Origin of the sequence: Pseudomonas sp. 9.1(2019) (assembly GCF_009910445.1) — a bacterium.
Classification (GTDB): domain Bacteria; phylum Pseudomonadota; class Gammaproteobacteria; order Pseudomonadales; family Pseudomonadaceae; genus Aquipseudomonas; species Aquipseudomonas paraversuta.
On the sequence record NZ_VBWF01000004.1, the window covers coordinates 200,938 to 219,102 of the forward strand.

An 18,165-nucleotide genomic window follows, 5' to 3' on the forward strand; every position below is an offset into this window, starting at 1 on the left:
CTACCCTGCGGGGTAGGGTCAACGCTTGAGCAAGCCTCGCAGGCTGATCCACGCCGGTATGCCCAGCCCTATCCAGCTCAGCGAATCCCAGGCGCCATCGTCCAGCAGTGCGCAGAACAACCCGGTGGCGCCCACCAGGGCTATCGCCAGCGGAATGGAAAACACCTTCCAGAAACTCGACTGACGCGGTTTCATCGGGTGCTCTCCTGTGCCGCGCGACGACGTACCCACCACAGGTACAGGCCACTGCCCAGGACCACGATGGTCAGCAGGTCGAGTGCCGCCCACAGGATTTTCATCGGCATGCCGCCGTAGTCGCCAAAGTGCAGCGGCTGCGACATGCCCATGGCATCCATGTACCAGGGCCGTCCGGCCACGGCGGTGACTTCAAGGTTACTGGCGTCGATCAGGACCGGAGTCAGCAGGTGTGAGGTCAGATGAGTACTGCCTTTCATGAACACCGAGTAATGGTGTTCGCTGGAGAACCGGGTGCCGGGGAAGGCGATAAAGTCCGGCTGCATGTCGGGTGCCGCCCTGGCAGCGATGTGCAATAGATCACTGGCAGGTGCCAGGTGAGTCAATGGCGGGGCGTCGCGGTAGGGTTCGATCATGGCGCTGAGGGTTTCAGCACGCCAGGCAGCGATGATCAGGTCGGCGCTGGCGCTGATCACCCCGGTCACGCCCACCACCAGTGCCCAGGTCAGGGTCACGACGCCAATCAGGTTGTGCAGGTCGAGCCAGCGCAGGCGCCGGGATTTGTCGGTGCGCACGGTGGCGAAGTCATGGCGGCGCATGAACGGCAAGTACAAAACGGTGCCCGAGATGATCGCCAGTACGAACAGGATGCCCATGAATGCCAGCAGCAGTTTGCCGGGCAGGCCGGCAAACATGTCCACGTGCAGACGCAGCATGACCATCATGATGCCGCCGTTGGCGGAGGGCACATCAATCGCCTCGCCGGTGCGTGCATCGAGCATGAAGGTATGGGACGAATTGGGTTCGGTACCTGCGGTGGGGGCCATGATGGTCAGGACGGCGTTGGGTTCATCGTCGTCCCAGCCGAAATACTGCATGACCTCGCCCGGCCGGTGGGCCTGCGCGGCGAGCACCAGTTGTTGCAGATCGAGGGTTGGAGTACCGGCGGGCAATTCCTTGACCTGCGGGGCGTCGCCCAGCAGATGGTCGATTTCATGGTGAAAAATCAACGGCAGGCCGGTCAGCGCCAGCATCAGCAAAAACGCGGTGCAAATCAGGCTGGTCCAGGTGTGAATGAAGGACCAGCGGCGGATGGTTTTGCTTTTCATGACATTCCCAAATGCAAAAACTCCCCTGCAGGAGCGAACTTGTCTCGCGATGCCGGCCCCTCGGTCGGGGGATGATTTCATCGCGAGGCAAGCTCGCTCCTGCAGGTGGGTATTGGTGTTGCGTTTAGCGGGTTACCACTTGTAGTTGACGCTGGCCATGATGTTGCGGCGGTCGCCGTAGTAGCAGTAGAAACCATCGCAGGTCGACAGGTATTGCTTGTCGAACACGTTGTTGGCGTTAACCGAAACCGTGGCGCCCTGCAGTGATTTGTTCATCTTGCCAAGGTCGTAATGCACCGCCGCATCGTAGACGGTATAGGCGTCTGTATGACCGTAGGAAGCGTCCGGTACATAGGCCATGCTGCCAATGGCGATGTTGTCGGTCTCGCCGATGTAGCGGGCACCAAAGCCTACGCCGAAGCCTTCCAGCGCGCCTTTGTGCCAGGTGTAGTCAGCCCAGATAGAAGCCTGATGCTCGGGGGTCAGCGGCAGTGGACGGTTCTTGTCCAGCGGGTCGGACACCTTGGTCATTTTGGTGTTGGCGTAGGTATAGGCTGCCGTCAACTTCAGGTTCTCGTTAACGTTGCCCACCGCTTCCAGTTCCAGGCCACGCACGTTGGCTTCACCCAGCGGACGGCTGACGCCCAGCGTATCGCTCAGCACAATGTTCTTGCGGGTCAGGTCATAGACTGCGGCGGTAAACAGCATGTCGCTGCCCGGTGGCTGGTACTTGAGGCCCAGTTCGTACTGCTTGCCGGTGCCGGGCTTGAATGATTTTCCGGCAAAACCGCCCGGTTCGGCCTGGAAGGATTCGGCGTACGAAACATAAGGCGTGAAGCCGGAATCGAATACATAGCTCAGTGCGGCATTACCGGTAAAGGCGCTGTCGTCACGTGTGTCGCGGGCATTTTTCTCGTTGTAGAACGTGGTGTCGGTGTGCAACCAGTCCTGACGTCCGCCAAGGGTCAAGCGCCAGTTGTCCAGAGCCATCTGGTCTTGCAGGTAAAGACCGGTGTCGCGGGTTTTCTGGTTGTAGTCGTTGTAGGTGGTGTATTTGACGTTGCTGAAATCCTGCCCGTAGATCGGGTTGATGATGTTGCTGGCAGGCGCGGCGCCGTAATCCCATTTGTAGTTGGTATTGACGCGCTGATGGTCGAGACCGATCAACACGGTGTGCTTGATTGCGCCGGTGTCGAAGTCGGCCTGGAAATTGTTGTCCACGGCGAACTGGCTGATGTCTTCATCCACCACGTTGGCCCCGCGCTCAACCGTGCCATCGTCTGCCACCGAGCCGTAGTAACCGCCCGCCGTGATGCCCTGGAAGGCCAGATCGCTTTTGGTGTAGCGCAGATTTTGACGGAACTGCCACACGTCGTTCAGGCGGTGCTCAAACGCATAGCCCAGTGCGTAGTAGGTCTTGTCGTAGAACTCCCACTTCGGATCACCGAGGTTTTCGTGATACTTCACTTTGCCCGCAGGCGTGGACACCTTGGTGCCTTGCAGCGGCAAGAACTGGCTGGTGATCCCGGTGTCATCACGGTTGAACTGGCTGAGGAAGGTCAGCTTGGTGTCTTCGTCAATGTTCCAGGTCAGGCTCGGTGCAATGTTGTAGCGCTTGTCTTCGTTGTGGTCGATGGCGGTGTTGCTGTCACGCACCACGCCGCTGACGCGGTACAGGAAACGTCCTTCATCATCAATCGGGCCGGTGCTGTCGAAGCTGATCTGCTTGCGCTGATAGCTGCCGATCTGCATCTGTACTTCGTGGCTGGCGCTGTCTTCCGGGCGCCGGCTGACCATATCCAGCAGGCCGCCGGCAGGTGTCTGGCCGTAGACCGATGACGCCGGGCCGCGGAGCAGGGCCACGCGTTCCAGGTCCCAGGTTTCAAGCTTGGGCATGGCATAGGTGCCCTTGGGCAATGGCAGGCCATCGAGGAACTGGGTTGGCTCGAAACCTCGCACCTTCAGCCATTCTGCACGGCTGTCGCTGCCATAGCTGCTGGCCGTTACGCCCGGCATGTAACGCACCGCATCATCCAGGTTCTGCACTGCCCGGTCCTGCATCTGGCTGCGGGTGGCGACGGAGATCGAGCGCGGGGCTTCGAGCAGGGACGTATCGGTCTTGGTGCCGGCGGCGGTACGTTGGGCGAGGTAGCCGTCCACCGGGCCCCACGGGCTTTCATAGCTGCTCTGGCCGCTGATGGTGGTGGCTTCCAGCGCCACCACCCCTTCAGGAATGGCGATCAGGCTGAAGCTGCCGGCGCTTCCCGGCACCAGTTGCAGGCCACTGTCGCGCAATGCCTCGCGCAATGCAGTGCTGGCCTCGAACGAACCCTGGACCGGGGCTGACGTTTTACCTGCAACCAGGGCCGGATCGATGGCCAGGGTTATACCCGACTGGCTGGCGATCTGGTTCAGGGTGGCGGCCAGCGGTCCGGCGGGCAGGTTGTAGCTGCGCGCAGTCGGGGCCTGTTCGGCGGCGATGACGCAGGTGCTGGTCAGCGGGATGCTGAGGGCGATGGCTACGGCTAACAGGCCAGGGCGCAAAAAGGTGTCGAGGGAGCGGGACATTCGGCGGGTTCCTGAATGGAAATGTTTCTCAATGACTATCTGCCGAACGAGATCCGAAAAGTGATAGGGCTGATTGAAAATAATTTAGATTTAGTTTTTTTCCGGCCTGGCGCTGATGGTGACCCACCACGGGGTGTGCTGTTCAATCTTCACCGGCAAGGCGGGCAGCAGGGCATTGAGGGCCAGCTCGACGTTGTTCAGCGCGAAGCTGCCGCTGATGCGCAGGTCGGCGACGTCGGGGTCGACGCCCAGGTGGCCGCGTCGATAGCGCTTGAGTTCGTGCACCATGTCGGCCAGGCGTACGTTGTCGAGCACCAGCATGCCGCGGGTCCAGGCGTCTGCCCCGGGGTTGACGGCGAGCATCTGGCCCAGGTAATCGCGGTGCATCAGCACTTGCTGACCTTCGGTGTAGATGATTTCGTCGACGCTGTTTTCGGGATGCGCTGCAACCCGCGACTGCAGCACGCTGAGGCGGGTGCCGTCGTCTTCGCGCCGGACCAGAAACCGCGTGCCCAATGCTCGCAAGCTGCCATCACGGGTTTGCACGACAAAAGGCCGGGGGTCGCCATGGCCGGTCTCGACCATGATTTCGCCTTCTTGCAGGACGATGCGTCGCGTCGTGCCATCAAAGCGCACATCGACTGCGCTGTGGGTGTTGAGGTTCAGCAGGGTGCCATCGGCCAGGCGTAACTGGCGTTGCTCGCCGGTGGCGGTGCGGTGATCGGCCATCCAGTAATCAACCGGCAGGTAGTCTTTGCTGGCGAACAAGGTCAGCCCGCACACCAGCGCAATACTGGCCAGGCCGCCGCCGATTTTGCGCACCTGTTGCTGTACGCCGCTGCGGGCCTTGAGCAAGGCGTTACGCGCCGGGACACTGGTGCTGCTGAAGCGGTGATCGAGCATGCCCAGTTGCATCCAGGCCCGCGCGTGCTCTTCGCTGGCGCTGTACCACTTGTTGAATTCGGCTTGCTCCAAGGCGCTGCCATTGCCGCAGTCCAGGCACAGTTGCCAGGCAATGGCAGCATCCAGCACGGGTGCCGATACCGGTTTGGAGCTGACCGGGCTCATGCCGGCTCGCCATACAGGGCGATGTAGCACTGGCGGATGCCCTGGGCCAGATACTGGCGCACGCGGGGCACCGATACGCCGAGGCGTTGGGCAATTTCAGCGTGGGTCAGGCCGTCGATACGGCTATAGAGGTAGGCCGCCCGGGATTTGCTCGAGAGTTTGGCCAGCAGGCGGTCGATGGCTTTGAGGTCTTCGAGGATCAGTTGCTGCTCTTCGGGCGAGGGTTGCTCGGCATCGGGGATCAGCATCAGCTCGTTGAGGTAGGCCTGTTCCAGGGCAGCGCGGCGAAAATGGTCAAACAGCAGGCCTTTGGCAATGGCGGCCAGAAAAGCCCGGGGTTCGCGGGGGGCCTTGAGGTCTTCACGGCCTAGCAGGCGCACGAAAGTGTCCTGGCTCAAGTCTTCCGCCCGTTGCGGGCAGGCCACATTGCGTCGCAACCACGCCAGCAGCCAACCGCGATGGTCGCGGTAAAGCGCTCCAACCAGTTCACTGTGGGGGGTTTGGACTGACGACAAGGGCATCACCGAATACATGCATTAACTAACGATAACTATTCGCGATTGTGTCAGAGGCAATGGGCATGCGCAATTGACACTCATCGGAAGGTAAACAGCCTGCAGGCGCGAGCTCTTTGGCGCAGCCATGAAAGGCGCGCGAGCAAGCTCGCTCCTACAGGTGTGAAGTCAGCTGTGGTGTCGGTTCAGGAGTCGAGTCCGGTGTCAGAAGCTATGGGCTTGTTTGCGTCGCTGCCATTGGTTTAGCCGCTGCTGCAGGGCCAGGGGGCTGTCGATCTGTTGCGTGCGTGCGCGGTTGAACAGGATCAACGCCAGTTCGGCTGTGACCAGGGCGTCGGCGCTGGCGTTGTGGCGGTCTTCGACTTGCAGGTTGAAGTGCCGGATCCAGTGATCAAGCCCCGCCTCTCGCGGATTGACCTGCGGGCACAGCATCGGCGCCAGGGCCGCCACATCCAGAAACGGGTGCTGCAGGCGGTAGCCCAGGCTGTCTTTAAGGGCACGCCCCAGCATGTGCTGGTCAAATGGGGCGTGAAAGGCCAGCAGCGGGCTGTCACCGACAAAGGCCATAAAGTCCAGCAGGGCATCCACCGGATCACTGCCCGCGGCAATTGCTTCCGGGCTCAGACCATGCAGCAACACGCTGGGGTTGAGGGTGTTGTCGGGGCGCAACAGGGTGCGTTCGAACGCCTGGCCCAGATCGATGGCACCATCTTCGATGACCATCGCGCCAATCGACAGCACCTGGTCGCGATTGAGGTTCAGGCCGCTGGTTTCCAGGTCGACCACCACCCAGCGCTGTTGGCGCAGTGAGGCCTCGCTCAGCCCGGGTGGTGCCGGCAGTTGCAGCACCCGTTGTTGTTGCTCAGGGCTCAAGACCGGCTTTTTACGCGGCAGCAACCAGGACAGCAGGCTCATAGTTGATACCGCAGGGCCAGGCTGCTCTGCAGGCGCTGGGCCTGGCGCAGGGCTTCACGCAGGATGCGCCGGTCCAGCTGGTTCAGGCTGTCCGGGTCGACACGGTTGGAATACGGGCGGTTTTCCCGGGTTTGCAACTGGTGCTGTTGCATGCGGGTTTGCTGGATGAAGTGGTAGGCCTCTTCATAGGCCGCGCCGTCCAGTGCCTCGATCACTTCCTGGGTCACCAGCTGGCGCAGGCGTTCCAGGGTGTTGTTGGCTTCCACGCCGTGGGCCAGTGCCAGCAGCCGTGCACCGTCGACGAACGGCGTGAGGCCCTGCACCTTGAGGTCCAGGGTGGCTTTGTCGCTGCCTTTGCGCTCCAGTACAAACTCACGGAAACGCCCCACCGGCGGGCTATGGCGCAGGGCGTTGGCGGCCATCATGCGCTGGAACAGGCGGTTGTCGGCCACTTGTTCGAGAATGCCGCGGCGCAGTTGCTGGCAGCCCTGTTCGTCACCCCAGACCACCCGCAGGTCGAAATAGATGCTCGAGGCCAACAGGTTTTCGGGGGTTGCCTCGCGAATGAAGGCGGCGAAACGGCGGGCCCATTCGGCGCGCGACAAGCACAGTTCCGGGTTGCCGGCCATGACATTGCCCTTGCACAGGGTAAAGCCGCATGCCGCCAGATGATGGTTGATCTGCTGTGCGATGGGCAGCAGGCGCTGGCGGATTTCAGCGGCCTGGGTGGCGTCCCTGGCCTCGAATAAAATGCCGTTGTCCTGGTCGGTATGCAGGGTTTGCTCGCGTCGCCCTTCGCTGCCAAAGCACAGCCAGCTGAAGGGCACGCCAGGATCGCCACGGTCGGCCAGCACCAGCTCGATGACCCGGCACACGGTGTGGTCGTTGAGCTGGGTGATGATATGAGTGATCTGGGTTGAGGACGCGCCGTGGGCCAGCATGCGTTCCACCAGTTGCCCGATCTCGCCGCGCAGGCTGATCAGGTTTTCCAGCCGGGGGGCATGGCGGATGGTGCGGGCCAGATGAACCAGGTCAACCCGTTGCAGAGAAAACAGATCGCGCTCGGAGACTACGCCGCACAGGCGCTGATCCTTGACCAGGCACACATGGGCAATATGGCGCTCGGTCATGGCGATGGCGGCGTCGAAGGCGCTGTGATCGGGGGACAGGTAAAACGGCCCGGGGGTCATGTACAGGTCGATGGTTTGGGCGAAATCCTGAATCCCGCTGGCCACCACCTGGCGCAGGTCGCGCAGGGTGAAGATGCCCAGCGGCGCTTTGTGCCCGTCCACCACCACAATGCTGCCCACCTGCTGTTCGTGCATCAGGCGCACAGCTTCACGCAGCGCGGTGTCCGGCAGACAGGTCACCGGGTGGCGCATGGCCAGTTCACCGAGGCGGGTGTTAAGTGAATATTGCGTGCCGAGGGTTTCTACGGCTTTTCGCTGCACCTGTTGATTGACCTTGTCGAGCAAGCTGCTGACGCCACGCAGGGCAAAGTCGCGGAACTCGTCGGACAGGGCGAACAATTTGATAAATGCAGGCTTGTTCAGTTGCAGGCAAAAGGTGTCTTCGGCGGCCAGATGTTCGGTACGGGTGGCGCGCTCGCCCAGCAACGCGGCCAGCGGAAAGCACTCGCCGGCAGTGATTTCAAAGGTGGTCTCGGCGTCTTCACGGCCTACATGGGTCCGTTCACCCACCACCCGGCCCTGCTTGACGATATAGAAGTGATCCACCGGCCCGTCAGTCGGTCGGATGATGCTCTCACCGGGCCCGTAGAAGCGCAGCTGGCACTGCTCCACCAGGAATGCCAGGTGCGTATTTTCCATTTGGTTGAAGGGCGGGAATCGCTGCAAGAATTGCATGGTGCCGTGAATGTTCTGCAGCACCGCAGTTTTCCCTGCCTGGAGAAATGCATCCGATTTACTCATTACCATTACCGCATTGTTGTTATGACGGGACGGGGCGGGCCCATGGCGTGTTGTGACCCTCATGCTCGGTTGTCTGGGCGCGGGTGCCCATTGGACGTAAGTCTATGGGGAAGAGGCCTGTTGAAGTTTTTGCGAATGCTTACAGACTATTTCCTTGTTTACCCTGATGCCGGACTTGGAATTACTCTGATCTGGGTGCACATTGATCCGATCAAGGATTAACCGACTTTAACGCTGGGATATTTGACCGGCAGGACAGTTTACGAGAGCCGCATGACTGAACACGACATATTGACCGACGCCGAACGCGAGGCCTTGAACGAGGTGATGCGAACACCTGTGCCGGAGCAGCATGGGGTGTTGATTGTTGACGATGATGAGTTGGCCTGCGAGTTGCTGGCGGAGTTTTTGACCTTGAGCGGCATTGAGTGTGTGACCGCAAGAAATGAACGTCAGGCGCTGGCGTTGTTGAAGTCTGAACACTCCATCGGGCTGATACTCACCGATTTGCGCATGGTGCCCCACGATGGCCTGCACCTGATCCGCAAAGTGCGCGCATCCGAGCGGGCAAGCTTGCCGATCATCATCATGTCGGGCGATGCAGGAGTGCGTGATGCCATCGATGCGATGCACCTCAACGTGGTGGATTTCCTGCTCAAACCTATCGACACCGCCAAGTTGCTCAAGCTGATCAAGCAGGAACTGGCGTTGTAGCCCGGCACATGGCCGCAATGCGGTTCGCTTGAACAACGGCGATCTCAACTGCAGGGGCGAGCTGGTGCGGGAGGGCTTTAAACAATAACGCCGTGTTTACAGGGTAAACACGGCGTTATTGAGAATATCCCGGGACCCGCAAGCCCCTGCAAAGACAGCGCTCTGCAGGGGCTTGCGGTTTTCGGGGTTTGTTACAAACCATTCCTGGCTTTGAACTCGCGACGACGACGGTGCAGAACAGGCTCGGTGTATCCGTTTGGCTGTTTGCTGCCTTCGATCACCAGTTCAACCGCTGCCTGGAAGGCGATGTTGCTGTCGAAGTCCGGTGCCAGCGGACGGTACAGCGCGTCGTTGGCATTTTGACGGTCGACCACCGGAGCCATGCGCTTGAGGCTTTCAAGTACCTGGGTCTGGTTGACGATGCCATGGCGCAGCCAGTTGGCGATGTGCTGGCTGGAAATGCGCAGCGTCGCACGGTCTTCCATCAGGCCGATGTCATTGATGTCCGGTACTTTCGAACAACCAACGCCCTGGTCGATCCAGCGCACCACGTAACCGAGAATGCCCTGGGAGTTGTTGTCCAGTTCGTTCTGGATCTGCTCGGGCGTCCACTGCGGGCTAACGGCCAGCGGGATGGTCAGGATGTCGTCCACGGAGGCCGGGGCGCGTTTGGCCAGTTCGGCCTGACGGGCGAACACGTCAACCTTGTGGTAGTGCAGCGCATGCAGGGCGGCTGCCGTCGGCGAAGGTACCCAGGCGGTGTTGGCGCCGGCCAGCGGGTGAGCGATTTTCTGCTCCAGCATGGCAGCCATCAGGTCGGGCATGGCCCACATGCCTTTACCGATTTGCGCACGACCTTGCAGGCCAGTACTCAAGCCGACATCGACGTTGTTGTTTTCGTACGCGCTAATCCATTTTTCGGACTTCATGTCCGCCTTGCGCACCATTGGCCCGGCTTCCATCGAGGTGTGAATCTCGTCGCCAGTACGGTCCAGGAAGCCGGTGTTGATAAACACCACCCGCTCGCTGGCGGCCTTGATGCAGGCCTTGAGGTTGATGGTGGTGCGGCGCTCTTCGTCCATGATCCCGACTTTGAGCGTGTTGCGTGGCAGCTTCAGGACATCTTCGATGCGGCCGAACAGCTCGTTGGTGAACGCCGCTTCTTCAGCGCCGTGCATTTTCGGTTTGACGATGTACACCGACCCGGTGCGGCTGTTGGTGCGGGTCGCTTTGCCATTGAGGCTATGGATCGCTGCCAGGCTGGTCAGCAGGCCGTCGAGAATGCCTTCAGGTACTTCGTTGCCGTCTTTGTCGAGGATCGCATCGATGGTCATCAAGTGACCCACGTTACGCACGAACAACAACGACCGGCCGTGCAGGCTGACAGTGCCGCCGTCGGGCGCGGTGTATTCGCGGTCCGGGTTCATGGTGCGGGTGAAGGTTGTGCCGCCCTTGGATACTTGCTCGCTCAGGTCGCCCTTCATCAGACCGAGCCAGTTGCGGTAGATCACCACCTTGTCGTCAGCATCGACGGCGGCGACTGAGTCTTCGCAGTCCATGATGGTGGTCAGCGCGGCTTCCATCAGCACGTCTTTGACCCCGGCAGCGTCGGTCTGGCCGACCGGGCTGGCAGCGTCGATCTGGATTTCGAAGTGCAGGCCATTGTGTTTGAGCAACACGGCGGTCGGTGCCGCGGCCGCGCCGTGGTAGCCGGTCAGTTGCGCAGTGTCGCGCAGGCCGCTGCTGGCGCCGCCCTTGAGGCTCACCTGCAAGGCGCCGCCAACAATGGCGTAGCCTGTGGCGTCAACGTGGGAACCTGTTGCCAGGGGCGCGGCGTCGTCGAGGAAGGCGCGGGCGAAGGCGATCACTTTGTCGCCACGGACCTTGTTGTAGCCTTTGCCCCGGGTGGCGCCATCGGTTTCGCTGATGGCATCGGTGCCGTACAACGCGTCATACAACGACCCCCAGCGGGCGTTCGAGGCGTTGAGGGCAAAGCGCGCATTCATCACCGGGACCACCAGTTGGGGACCTGCCATGCGGGCGATTTCGTCGTCGACGTTCTGTGTCGTTGCCTGGAAATCCGCCGCTTCTGGCTGCAGATACCCGATGTCTTGCAAGAAGGCTTTATAAGCCACGGCGTCATGGGCCTTGCCGGCCTGAGCCTGGTGCCAGGCGTCGATCCGCGCCTGCAAATCATCGCGTTTGGCGAGCAGTGCTTTGTTCTTGGGTGCCAGGTCATGAATAACCTTGTCGGCACCGGCCCAGAACTGGTCGGCGTCGAGGCCGGTACCGGGAATGGCTTCGTTGTTTACGAAGTCGAACAGGACTTTGGCGACCTGCAGGCCACCGACGTGAACGTGTTCAGTCATTGCTTGCCTCACTCATTTTTATTTAAAGCCTGGAGCGCTTCTTAAAACACCGCGTTAGCTCATGCTGGCGGGGTTGTGCGGGGTGTAGCAGACGCCTTGGCGAACCATATTACAAATTATGTAGTGGTCGCCAAGGGATACTACATGATCAATTGCAGATGTGAAAATCAGACTAATCACGTCGTTCTGCGACCATTTGTACGCTATCGGTCATACAGAAGAACAGGATGTTCTCAAGAATTGTACAGCTTGTTCCAGATAATTCTAAAAACAGTACACAATTTGTTTTTTCGAGGTGTTTTTGTGGCACCTGAAGTGGCACCCGAGGTCTTGCCTATACTCATCCGACCCCTAACAAGAGAGTCCCCGCCATGAACCATCTTGTGATTACGGTCTTTGCCCCGGACAAGGCCGGGCAGGTCGAACGTATTGCCCAATGCATCGCCGAGCATGGCGGCAACTGGCTGGAAAGCCGGATGTCACGGATGGCCGGGCAATTCGCCGGGATCTTGCGCGTAGGCGTGCCGGCTGAAGCCCATGATGAATTGATCGCTGCGCTGCACGGCCTGGCGCCGGACGGGATTCGGGTGTTGATCGCCGAAAGCGGGATCGAGCAGTCTTGCACCTGGAAGCCGATTGCCATGGACCTGGTGGGAAATGACCGTCCGGGCATAGTGCGCGACATTACCCGGGTGCTGACGGAGCAGGGAGTGAATCTGGAGCGTCTGGTGACGGATGTGCGACCCGCGCCCATGAGCAACGAGCCGCTGTTTCATGCCGAGGCCATTCTGGCGGTACCGCTGACGCTCTCGCTGGAGGTGTTGCAGGCGCGCCTGGAAACCCTGGCCGACGAGTTGATGGTCGGGCTCGAGTTGCGCCCCGAGGACTAGGGGCCGGCCCTGCTGTTGCGCAGGGCCGTGTTGCGCGAAGCTGGTTTGGAATGATTCAGCCTCGCTTCCCGCGCTGCACAACAGCAGAACCTGCGTGCTGTGGAAACTGATTGGGCACGCCCCCTATCCCCGGCGCAGGGTCAGCACTGCATCAAGGGTATAGATCGCCAGACCGGCCCAGATAAACATAAAGGCCATCAGTGTGGCTTCTGACAGATGCTCGCCAAACACCCACACCGCCAGAATCAGTACCAGTGTCGGCGCGATGTACTGCATAAAGCCCAGGGTGGTGTAAGGCAAGTGCCTGGCGGCGGCGTTGAAGCTCACCAGCGGGATCAACGTTGCCGGACCTGCAGCCACCAGTAGCCAGGCTTCCTTACTGCTCCAGAACTCTGTATGGGCACTGTTGGCCTCGGGGTGCATGAGCAGCCAGCCAATGGCGATGGGCACCAGAATCCAGGTTTCGACCACCAGCCCGGGCAGTGCCTTGACGGGCGCCTGTTTGCGTATCAGCCCGTAAAAGCCGAAGCTCAGCGCCAGCACCAGGGACACCCACGGCAGGCTGCCCACTTGCCACACCTGCTGCGCCACGCCAAGGGCGGCAAGCCCTACGGCCAGCCATTGCAGGCGGCGTAAACGCTCCCCCAGCAGCAGCATGCCAAGCAATACATTGACCAGCGGGTTGATGTAGTAGCCGAGGCTGGCTTCCAGCATGCGGTCGTTATTGACCGCCCACACATAGGTCAGCCAGTTGACCGCAATCAACAGCCCGCTGATGGCCAGCACGCCGAGGCGCCTGGGGTTGTCGCGCAGTTCCTGCCACCAGCCGGGGTGTTTCCAGAACAGCAGCAACAAAGAGCCGAACAGTGCGGACCAGAGCACCCGGTTTACGATGATCTCGGCCGCGGGGACAGTGGCCAGGAGTTTGAAGTAGAGCGGGAAGATGCCCCAGATGATATAGGCGGTGAGGCCTAAAATGTACCCGCGACGCGGGTTGGCGGCTTGCATGCAGAGTCCTTGCTTAGGCAACTAACGGATACGGAACAGGCCAAGAGTGTAAGCAGGTTTTACAGATTGCGAGCAAAGTTTTTGTAGGTCCGGGCTGTTCGTTTACCGGGTAGTTAAAAACCCGCGAACAAGCTCGCACCTACAGAGAACGGAGGGGGTCAGAACAGCTTCAGCGGTTCTTCATTGAGCGCTGACAGTTGCTCGCGCAAAGCCAGCACCTGGTCGCCCCAGTAACGCTCGGTGCCAAACCACGGGAAGCTGTGGGGGAACGCCGGGTCGTCCCAGCGGCGCGCCAGCCAGGCGCTGTAATGCATCAGGCGCAAGGCCCGCAGCGGTTCGATCAACGCCAGTTCCCGCGGGTTGAAGTCATGGAACTCGCTGTAGCCGTCCATCAATTCTGACAACTGGCCCAGGCATTCCTGACGATCACCTGCAAGCATCATCCACAGATCCTGCACCGCAGGCCCCATGCGGCAGTCGTCGAGGTCGACGATATGGAACACTTCATCACGGCACATCATGTTGCCGGGGTGGCAATCACCGTGCATGCGGATGTTGGTGTGCGGGGTGGCGGCGTACACGTCTTCGACACGCTTTAGCAGGTCACGGGCCACGGACTCGTAGGCCGGCAGCAGGCTGCGCGGGATGAAATTGCCTTCGAGCAGGGTGGTGAGGGAGTCGTGACCAAAGTTCTTCACCCCCAGCGCTTCGCGGTGTTCAAACGGCTTGGTTGCCCCCACGGCATGCAGGCGCCCCAGCAGTTGCCCCAGACGGTACAGCTGGTCGAGATTGCCGGGCTCCGGCGCACGGCCGCCCCGGCGCGGAAACAGGGTGAAGCGAAAGCCTGCGTGTTCAAACAGGCTCTGACCGTTGTGAATCATCGGTGCGACCACCGGGACGTCAAGGTCGGCGAGCTCGAAGGTGAAGCGGTGTTCTTCGAGGATGGCTTCGTTGGTCCAGCGTTGCGGTCGGTAGAATTTGGCGATCAGCGGTTCCGAGTCTTCGATGCCGACCTGGTACACGCGATTTTCGTAGCTGTTGAGCGCGAGCACGCGGGCATCGCTCAGGAAACCGATGCTTTCGACGGCGTCGAGCACCAGATCAGGGGTAAGTGTTGCAAACGGATGAGACATGCTGACTCCTGCGCGCAGCAGGCTGCCGCGTCCGGCCATGCATGTTAGCGCAGACCGGGAACGATCTGGCACTAAACCTGTGGCTACCGGCGATTGAGGCACAACGCCGGCTCCCACAGATGGGCCTGCGGTCATCAGGCGCCGATGATGCCGCCATCTTCGCGACTGATGGCCATGACCGAAGAGCGTGGCTTGCCGTTGGGCAAGTGCTCGGGGAAGGTCGATCCACCGTTTTCACCGGGATGCTGGATGCCGACGAACAGGGTTTTCTGGTCTGGCGAGAAGCTGATGCCGGTCACTTCGCAACCGATCGGCCCGACCATGAAACGGCGGATTTCACCGCTTGCCGGGTCGGCACAGAGCATCTGGTTATTGCCCATGCCGGCGAAGTCCCCGCTATTGCCGGAATCGCCATCGGTCTGGATCCACAGGCGTCCGGCGTCGTCGAAGCCCAGACCGTCGGGGCTGTTGAACATGTTTTGCGGGGTGATGTTGGACGAGCCGCCCTTGGCTTTTCCGGCATGCACCAGCGGGTTGCCGGCGACTACAAACAGGTCCCAGTCGAAGGTGTCGGTGCCGTGATCGTCGTTGTGGGCTTTCCAGCGCAGGATCTGTCCGTAGACATTCTTCTCCCGGGGGTTGGGCCCGCCGACCGGTTGCCCGTCTTCGCCGCGCTTGGCGTTGTTGGTCAGGGTGCAATAGACCTGCCCGTCCTTGGGGCTGACCACTATCCATTCCGGGCGGTCCATGCGCGTGGCATTCACCGCGCTGCCTGCCAGGCGTGCGTGAATCAGTACTTCGCCCTGGTTGGCGAAGCCGCCGGCGGAATCGATGCCGTTTTTGCCATGGCTCAATTCAACCCACTGACCCTGCCCCCTGGGCAGGTCGGGGTTTTTGTCGCCGCCGTCAAAGCGGGCAACGTAAAGGGTGCCGTGGTCCAGCAGGTCGCGATTGGCCTTGGGGTCTTTATGGTTGATCCGGTCGCGGCTGATGAATTTGTAGATAAATTCGCCGCGTTCGTCATCGCCCATATAGACCACCGCCCGGCCATCGGCGGTTTCGGCCAGGGCGGCGTTCTCGTGCTTGAAGCGGCCCAGCGCTGTGCGTTTGACGGGCATCGAGTGCGGGTCGAACGGGTCAATTTCCACCACCCAGCCGTGGCGATTGAGTTCGTTGGGGTTGACCGCCAGATCGAATCGCGGGTCATGGGGGTGCCAGTTGATTTCTTTGCTGGCGGCCACGGCGCCATAGCGTTTTTGCGCGGTGTCGAAGGCTTGCCTGGGGTCAGAACTGCCGAAACAGTCGGTGAAGTTCTCTTCACAGGTCAGGTAGGTGCCCCATGGGGTTTTGCCATTGGCGCAGTTCTGGAAGGTGCCCAGGGCCAGGGTGCCGGTGTTGTCGGCCCGGGTGCGCAGCAAGGCATGACCGGCCGCCGGGCCACCCAGGCGAATTGGTGTATTGCCATGTATGCGCCGGTTGAACGGTGAGCCCTGGGCAAACGCCCATCCGTTGCCGGTGCGGCGGATTTCAATGACCGATACGCCTTCACTGGCCTGGGCTTTATGCACTTGTTCAAGGGAGGCGGGCATGCCGCCGTGGGGGTACAGATAGCGGTAGTTGGTGTACTCGTTGTTGATGGCCATCAGGGCGCGGTTCGGGTCATCGGCGAAGGCGAACAGGCTCATGCCGTCATTGTTGTCGCCGAATTGCACTTCCTGGTCCCTGGCCGAGCCGTTACCGTCGGGGTCGAACGCCGGGCCTGCGGCGTGCAGTGGCTGACCCCAGCTGATCAGTACGCTGGAGCGATAGCCGGGTGGCAGGCTGATACTGTCAGTGGTGGCCGCCTTGATACTGTCAAAACCCAGCAACGGGCTGGAGGCGGCGCTGATGCCGGTAGCCAGGGCGCTGCGGCTCAGCAGGCCGCCGCCCAAAAACATGGCAGCACCGCACAAGGCGCCGGCGCCGATAAAGCCACGTCGACTGAGGCCGATGATCTGCTCAAGGTCGGTGGGTTGGTCTTCTTTTAACAGGGTCATGTCAGGCTCGGCTCGCAGACGATTTTGCCAGCCACCATAAGCCGCGGGTATGACAGCCGTGTTGCAAACGGCCGTGGTGGCGTTACAGCGGGGTGCCCAACAACACCAGCGACGGCGAGAACTGCACCTGGGTTGCATCCCCCGTCTTTGCGCCAAGTATTTCAAGGTGTTGCGGCTCGCTCAGGGCGCACAAAACCTGGCCGCCGGACAGGCTGATGCGCACTTCGCTGGGGCCATCGTCGGCGTGGAGGATTTGCTCAATGCGCCCCTGCAGATGATTGTGCCCCGGGGCGGGCACCTGTTTGGCAGCCACCAGTTGCAGCCAGCCGGCCTTGATCAGGGCGACCACCGGGCTGCCGATCTGCAGTTCCAGGCGCAGGGTACTGTCGCGGGTGATTTGCGCGTGCAGGCTCAGATCGCCCGCCAGGGCGAGCTCAATCATGTCGTTATGGCCATGGCTGGATATGGCAGTCACGTTGCCGTGCAACTGGTTGCGGGCGCTGGTTCTGAGCATCAGGCGCCCCAGCAGGTCGAGGTCTTCGGTGTCTTCGGCGGCATCCAGCACCTGGCTCTGTAGCACCTGCAAGCGCTGGTAAAGACGCAGTACCCGCTCTCCGGCAACGGACAGCCGCGCCCCGCCCCCGCCTTTGCCGCCAACGCTGCGCTGAACCAGTGCGGTTTGCGCCAGGTTGTTCAGTTCATCAATGGCATCCCATGCTGCCTTGTAGCTGATGCCCGCACTTTTGGCCGCCGCAGTGATCGAGCCCTGTTCGGCAATGTGCTGTAACAGCGCAATACGCTGCGGGCGGCGGACCATGTGTTGTGCAAGCAAGGAGGGCAGGTGCATGACGGCGGATTCGCAAGGCGGCTGGAAGCCCGGAAAGTGCCTGTTCAACCCGGGCCCGTCAAGGCGCTCCGTCAGGTTTCGGGGTGCGGGCCAGGCAATATACGTCGACCCGCCGCGCCCCGGCTTTGAGCAGCAGGCGCGCCAGGCTTTCAGCGGTGGCGCCGGTGGTCAGTACGTCATCAATCAGCGCCAGGTGCAGGCCCTGGACCTGCGCTCCCGGGCTCAGGCCGAAGGCTTGCAACAGATTGCGCTTGCGGGCTTTGGCGTCCAGCGCCTGTTGCGTGGGGGTGTCCTGGGTGCGCAGTAACCAGTGTTCACGGCACGGGATGTTCAACCGGGCACTGAGCCAGTGACTGAGCATGGCTGCCTGGTTATAGCCACGTTGGCGCAGGCGCTGAACGGACAGCGGAACCGGCAGCAAGAAGTCGGGTCGCTCTTGGCCGCAGTTGAAGCTATCAAGCAGGCATTGGCCGAGAAGTTCGGCCAACAGCCGGCCATAGGGCCATTTACTGTTGTGTTTGAAACCCACGATCAGGCTGTCGACCGGAAAGCCGTACGCCCAGGCCGCATGCACCTGCTCGAACGCAGGCGGTTGCTTGAGGCAGTCACCGCAGGTCAACCGGGCCGCCGGGAGTGGCAAGGCGCAGCGCAGGCAGCAATCACCCAGCCAGGGCAGCTCAGGCTCACAGGCACGGCAGATCGGTAAAACGCCCTTGAGCGCCTCATCGCACAATAAACAGGTCTGGTTGTTAAATAACCAGATGTCAACCAGTCTAATCAAGTGTGGTTGACAGTTCATCTTGCATCCTTAAACATGCCGGGCATCCGTGCCGTGTCTGAAGCCCTTGCTTCAGGTTCAAGTCAAAG

General features: G+C 61.1%; 15 protein-coding genes. 2 read left to right on the forward strand and 13 right to left on the reverse strand.

What is annotated here, in order from left to right:
• Nucleotides 1-18: 18 nt before the first annotated feature.
• The 7 genes from FEZ21_RS22455 to FEZ21_RS05525 form a co-directional block, all read right to left on the reverse strand.
• Nucleotides 19-195, reverse strand: coding sequence for a hypothetical protein (locus tag FEZ21_RS22455; RefSeq protein WP_004419493.1), 177 nt, complete (start codon nt 193-195; stop codon nt 19-21).
• On the reverse strand, nt 192-1,304 hold the full coding sequence (locus FEZ21_RS05500) for a PepSY domain-containing protein (RefSeq protein WP_004419491.1): 1,113 nt from the start codon (nt 1,302-1,304) through the stop codon (nt 192-194). Before FEZ21_RS05500 ends, FEZ21_RS22455 begins: the two co-directional genes overlap by 4 nt.
• A 132-nt stretch (nt 1,305-1,436) precedes the next feature.
• Nucleotides 1,437-3,872 carry a TonB-dependent siderophore receptor gene (locus FEZ21_RS05505; protein WP_010656678.1) on the reverse strand — a complete coding sequence of 812 codons (2,436 nt, stop codon included), beginning with the start codon at nt 3,870-3,872 and terminating at the stop codon, nt 1,437-1,439.
• 90 nt (nt 3,873-3,962) lie between these two features.
• Nucleotides 3,963-4,940, reverse strand: coding sequence for a FecR domain-containing protein (locus tag FEZ21_RS05510; protein ID WP_160626624.1), 978 nt, complete (start codon nt 4,938-4,940; stop codon nt 3,963-3,965).
• On the reverse strand, nt 4,937-5,461 hold the full coding sequence (locus tag FEZ21_RS05515; protein ID WP_165439574.1) for an RNA polymerase sigma factor: 525 nt from the start codon (nt 5,459-5,461) through the stop codon (nt 4,937-4,939). The genes FEZ21_RS05510 and FEZ21_RS05515 overlap by 4 nt, the downstream gene beginning before the upstream one ends.
• 198 nt (nt 5,462-5,659) lie before the next feature.
• Nucleotides 5,660-6,370 carry a PolC-type DNA polymerase III gene (locus FEZ21_RS05520; RefSeq protein ID WP_160626626.1) on the reverse strand — a complete coding sequence of 237 codons (711 nt, stop codon included), beginning with the start codon at nt 6,368-6,370 and terminating at the stop codon, nt 5,660-5,662.
• Nucleotides 6,367-8,301 (reverse strand): putative nucleotidyltransferase substrate binding domain-containing protein, encoded by a 1,935-nt coding sequence (locus tag FEZ21_RS05525; RefSeq protein WP_160626628.1) that lies wholly within the window; start codon nt 8,299-8,301, stop codon nt 6,367-6,369. Before FEZ21_RS05525 ends, FEZ21_RS05520 begins: the two co-directional genes overlap by 4 nt.
• 273 nt (nt 8,302-8,574) lie before the next feature.
• Between FEZ21_RS05525 and FEZ21_RS05530 the strand changes: the two genes are divergently transcribed.
• Entirely contained in the window at nt 8,575-9,015 is a 441-nt protein-coding gene (locus FEZ21_RS05530; RefSeq protein ID WP_004419482.1) for a response regulator, read from the forward strand.
• 191 nt (nt 9,016-9,206) lie between these two features.
• Here FEZ21_RS05530 and FEZ21_RS05535 read toward each other — a convergent pair whose 3' ends face one another.
• Complete coding sequence (locus FEZ21_RS05535; protein ID WP_004419480.1) at nt 9,207-11,384, reverse strand: malate synthase G; 2,178 nt, start codon at nt 11,382-11,384, stop codon at nt 9,207-9,209.
• A 371-nt stretch (nt 11,385-11,755) separates the two neighbouring features.
• Here FEZ21_RS05535 and FEZ21_RS05540 point away from each other — a divergent pair, with 371 nt between their 5' ends.
• Nucleotides 11,756-12,274: a glycine cleavage system protein R gene (locus tag FEZ21_RS05540; protein ID WP_004419479.1), complete on the forward strand. Its 519-nt coding sequence runs from the start codon at nt 11,756-11,758 to the stop codon at nt 12,272-12,274.
• A 123-nt stretch (nt 12,275-12,397) separates the two neighbouring features.
• Here the strand turns inward: FEZ21_RS05540 and rarD are convergent, their stop codons facing one another.
• The 5 genes from rarD to FEZ21_RS05565 form a co-directional block, all read right to left on the reverse strand.
• The gene (rarD, locus tag FEZ21_RS05545) at nt 12,398-13,282 is read right to left on the reverse strand and encodes an EamA family transporter RarD (RefSeq protein WP_160626630.1); all 885 of its coding nucleotides are present in this window, start codon (nt 13,280-13,282) and stop codon (nt 12,398-12,400) included.
• A gap of 158 nt (nt 13,283-13,440) precedes the next feature.
• The gene (locus FEZ21_RS05550) at nt 13,441-14,415 is read right to left on the reverse strand and encodes a serine/threonine protein kinase (RefSeq protein ID WP_004419476.1); all 975 of its coding nucleotides are present in this window, start codon (nt 14,413-14,415) and stop codon (nt 13,441-13,443) included.
• Nucleotides 14,416-14,549: 134 nt separating this feature from the next.
• Nucleotides 14,550-16,451, reverse strand: coding sequence for a PhoX family phosphatase (locus tag FEZ21_RS05555; RefSeq protein WP_004419475.1), 1,902 nt, complete (start codon nt 16,449-16,451; stop codon nt 14,550-14,552).
• An 82-nt stretch (nt 16,452-16,533) separates the two neighbouring features.
• On the reverse strand, nt 16,534-17,298 hold the full coding sequence (locus FEZ21_RS05560) for a TOBE domain-containing protein (protein WP_160626632.1): 765 nt from the start codon (nt 17,296-17,298) through the stop codon (nt 16,534-16,536).
• A 58-nt stretch (nt 17,299-17,356) separates the two neighbouring features.
• Entirely contained in the window at nt 17,357-18,097 is a 741-nt protein-coding gene (locus FEZ21_RS05565; protein ID WP_160626634.1) for a ComF family protein, read from the reverse strand.
• Nucleotides 18,098-18,165: the final 68 nt, after the last annotated feature.